This window comes from Leptospira gomenensis, assembly GCF_004770155.1.
GTDB lineage: Bacteria > Spirochaetota > Leptospiria > Leptospirales > Leptospiraceae > Leptospira > Leptospira gomenensis.
Window position 1 is genome coordinate 1 of record NZ_RQFA01000075.1, and the last position, 4,082, is coordinate 4,082.

A 4,082-nucleotide genomic window follows, 5' to 3' on the forward strand; every position below is an offset into this window, starting at 1 on the left:
TTCATCACATGACACGGAAAACCGTGCATCAGGAGTATTCAATTGTATTCTTTAAGCTATAGGATATGTATTCCAATTTTTCTTACATTCTTCCCAGCAATTTCCTGTTTTACTACAGCAAACTCCATAAAGGAAAAGCCCGTTTCCTTCTCATGTCCTAATTTTGGAACATTGTCATTGTCAACAGAAACCTTAATATATAAAGGAACGGCCGTGCATATTTATACAATCTATGATATCTTAACCAACTATGACCCTCATGTAAAAAACTCGCTTATTAAACAATCTGAAGTGGATTCCCCTTTATTTTATGATAAATCACATTATATCAATAATCCTCCGGAGTATGTCGCTATAGATACAAGTCACATCATCGAAAAGGAATATGTTACCAATGCTTATAATATTGATTCAATGAACAAACTTGACTACTTTAGATTTGTGTATTTTAAAGTATGTCCCGAGGTAAAAAGTATATCCTTTTGGAATAAAATAAAAGCAGTTCAAGAAGATAAGTAAATTAGATCAGCAATATATACAGATATAAAGAAACACGGAGTAAGCCATCTCATTCAAATTATCGATAAAGCAGATCGGATGGAAGATAAGCGTAGATATTATGATATGCTCAATAATTTACTTCAGGAAAAGGCTGCTCTACTACTAAAGAAGACCTTTAACGAATATTATAAATATTCTGAACACAGTATAATCTATATGAATGGGAAAGATACTGGATACTATTTAAAGGATCTCTTTCGCTTGAGTTTAAGTAAAAATCCGAATAGCGGCGTTTCTTTAGAGAAAGATACTTTTTATTTGAAACAAATTTCAAATCAAGAAGGTGAATTTGAACTCCACTATAAAATGAGGGAATCGGGTGAGTATTTAGCAAATGGACCAGAAATTTATTTCAAGGTCTTTAACGGCAAAATTGTTTTATCTGGCTTACGAAATGGAATTCGAAAAAATGAACCAGGTTGGGAACTTGCAGCGTTGCAGTTACTAAAGATGTTTGATAATTATGTTGAAATCGATAGTTTTAATTTCAGTTATTTAAACACTCAGCTAATCGATAGTCTGAAATAAACTACCCCTTTTTTTCGAGGAGTGCTTTGTCATATTGAGAGATTGCTAACTCGACCCATAGAATTAGCTCGGGATCACTTCTGAGCTTTTCTGATATTTTTTGGATCTTTTTTTCCTGAGTTTTTGTAAGTTTTTTTGCTACTTCTCCCATTTTTTGTCCACCCTATCCATACAATACTATTACTTATGGGTAAAGGTAGTCAAACCACAATAGTTAGGGCAATCGGAATTTCTTTTCTGGAACTAATGGAAAGGTTCCCAACCGAAATGGACGTAATCGACTATTTTCTAAATATTAAGTATCCGAAAGGAGTTAGATGTCCCCATTGCGATTCTAAAAGGGTTGTGCATCGGAAAGAGACTCCTCGAAAATTCCAATGTAATGCCTGCAATAATTCCTTTTCTCTTTTTAAGTCCTCTATCTTTAAAAACTCTAAGGTTAACCTTAGAAAATGGCTTTATGTAACTCACCTTGTGATTAACGCCAAGAAAGGAATTTCAGCATGTCAAGTCCATCGAGAAATCAGAGGCTCTTATAAAACCTCATGGCGGATGGTCCATCAAATTCGTAAGGCTATGGGTCAAGTAACTACTAAGAACGCTGTTAAAGCAATTTTTGAAATCGATGAAACATACGTTCAAGCGGGGCCAAAGATTAAGATTAAATCGAAGCGCGGACGAGGAACATTTAAAACTCCGATCGTCGGTGTTTACAATCGAGAAAAAGATCGAATATATACTACCGTAGCTCATCCTAATAAAATTGGTCAGAAGCTTACTGGAAAACAAATCCTAACAATTTTAAAGAGAGTGGCGACCAAGGACTCTATAATTATGACTGATGAATTCAGAGGTTATAACATTTTAGATCGTCGAGGTTATGACCATCAAAAGATAAACCATAGCAAGTATCAATATTCGTTTAATGGTATAAACGTGAATACGGTCGAAGGTTTTTGGTCGATTTTTAAAAGAGGTATAGTTGGCTCCTATCACCATATTTCCGGAAAATATTTACAAGCCTATATTGATGAGTTTACTTTTAGATTTAACAATAGAAAGAACAAGGACATATTTTATGACTTATTGGAGAGGAGTCTATTGGAATAAAACGATTGACGTTTCTTTAAATTGTATGTCATTTTTGAAAAATGAACGCAACTGAGCATAATGAGCATATCAACAATATAATTAGTCAAATTCGTTTTCGAAGATCAGTAGATGCAGAAATTCTAACATTGCGGATAAACTCAAATGATATCGTAGTAGGAAAATTTATATCACTTGAAAATGTTGGGACTATTGACCAGCGTCTTAATTTTGAATTAGACTTATTGATACAAGGAAATCTCACAAAATTCAACGTAATTGACATTCTTGAAGTTATCCCTTCGGATCAAAAAAATATTGATCTACTTAACTAATTCCCCCATGGGCATCTATTAAAATACTGCTTATTTTTTCAGATTCAAAAACGTATTCCTCGGAATTTGAAAATTGTATTTCTAAAGTTAATTTAACCTTCTCTCCTGGAGAAGGAAATGCAAGCCCGGAAATGATGAATGTTTTCTCCTTTAGAAATTCTATAACTCTAGCTTCGGTAGATTTATCAATTGCATGATCTAATAATTGTTTATGCCTTTCTAAAATAGCTTCTTTGGTGAACATTTCTTTTGTTAACATTTTAAAATCCTCACTTAATTAGTAGGATTACTTAGACCCATTCAGGCGTAATCTATTTCTTAATTTTTGAAACGGAACCTCAATCGTTAAGTATAAAGGCAAAGACAGCACAATTAAAATAATCACCATACCGAAAAACTTTAAATGAAACATAGTCAAAGACATGTCTGGCTTGATCTTTAACAACATCACTGCGGTCCCCATAAGGATGAAATGCCAAAGATAGATCGTATAACTTAACCGAGCAATCGGCGTTAAAATCTTTGAACTAAGAAACTTACTCAACGGCGATTCTAGTTTGATTATCGATAAATATAGAATTCCAGCATAACCAATGTTTAGAAAATTGTACTTAAAAGTATGAGCAAAGAATAGTCCGGTATCTTGTGAGATTAAATGGCAGATGATAACGAACGAGAAAAACAAAGCGATTGATGAAATATAAGCTATACGATATTTTTCAATGAACTTACCAAGGCTTGGTCGATTCATGTAGAAGTCCATAACAATGACTCCTATGATTAAAGAATCAAATCTTGTCTGAAATGGATAATAAATCTCTTTGAAGTATGGAGGCGTTGAATATCCTTCAATCGCATAAAGCGTAACAATCCTACAAGCAAGTGGAACTATATAAACAATCCAAAGAATAAGTTGCCTAAGTTTAAACCCCAACCTAAAAAAGAGAACGGAACAAAGAATCGGGAAAATTAAATAGAACTGTTCTTCACTGGAAAGGGACCATGTATGGGTATTGATTCCTTGGATATAATTTCCTAAGAAAAGAAAGTCACCCCAAGAATTCGTTAAGATTTGTTTTAAACTTTCAATTTCACCATACGTTCCTTTCTTTTCCAATACCGTTAGCATTGTTTTTCCCACTAAATAAGTAACGATAAGAAAGAAGTAATAAGCTGGGAAAATCCTTAAAGTCCGCTTGATATAAAAGCTTCCGAAATTGATCTTTAATTCCTTTCTCCAATTCTCCCAAAGACCTTTTGAAATAAGAAAACCACTTAATACAAAGAATAGATCTACGCCTGACCAAAGATTTAGATAGATTGTCTTTAGTGATTCAGGTAACGCAACCTTATCGATTATGCCGATAACATAGTGATTTAAAACTACGAAGATTATAGCTAAGGCTCGCAGACCATTGAGGGGCTTTAACTCGGATTCTCTCGGGCGAAAGAGATCCTTTATTGCATTTAACACAAGATTTACCCATACTTCGAGGTAACGTTAATAAGTTCATTTTCTCGTTATTCCCACAAAGCCTTTTAGGCACGGATAATCGTGCGGTTGTTTTG

Annotated in this window: 5 protein-coding genes; 3 read left to right on the forward strand and 2 right to left on the reverse strand. The window is 33.9% G+C overall.

Annotated elements, in window-relative coordinates:
* Positions 1-42: 42 nt before the first annotated feature.
* The 3 genes from EHQ17_RS17365 to EHQ17_RS17375 all read left to right on the forward strand — a co-directional run bounded on the left by EHQ17_RS17365 (position 43) and on the right by EHQ17_RS17375 (position 2,199).
* Positions 43-519, forward strand: coding sequence for a hypothetical protein (locus tag EHQ17_RS17365; RefSeq protein WP_135736220.1), 477 nt, complete (start codon positions 43-45; stop codon positions 517-519).
* A 78-nt stretch (positions 520-597) separates the two neighbouring features.
* Positions 598-1,089 (forward strand): hypothetical protein, encoded by a 492-nt coding sequence (locus EHQ17_RS17370; protein WP_135736221.1) that lies wholly within the window; start codon positions 598-600, stop codon positions 1,087-1,089.
* Positions 1,090-1,275: 186 nt separating this feature from the next.
* Positions 1,276-2,199 carry an IS1595 family transposase gene (locus EHQ17_RS17375; RefSeq protein ID WP_135595106.1) on the forward strand — a complete coding sequence of 308 codons (924 nt, stop codon included), beginning with the start codon at positions 1,276-1,278 and terminating at the stop codon, positions 2,197-2,199.
* A gap of 306 nt (positions 2,200-2,505) precedes the next feature.
* Here EHQ17_RS17375 and EHQ17_RS17380 read toward each other — a convergent pair whose 3' ends face one another.
* The gene (locus EHQ17_RS17380; protein ID WP_135595104.1) at positions 2,506-2,772 is read right to left on the reverse strand and encodes a hypothetical protein; all 267 of its coding nucleotides are present in this window, start codon (positions 2,770-2,772) and stop codon (positions 2,506-2,508) included.
* Positions 2,773-2,799: 27 nt separating this feature from the next.
* Complete coding sequence (locus EHQ17_RS17385; RefSeq protein WP_135595102.1) at positions 2,800-3,987, reverse strand: acyltransferase family protein; 1,188 nt, start codon at positions 3,985-3,987, stop codon at positions 2,800-2,802.
* Positions 3,988-4,082: the final 95 nt, after the last annotated feature.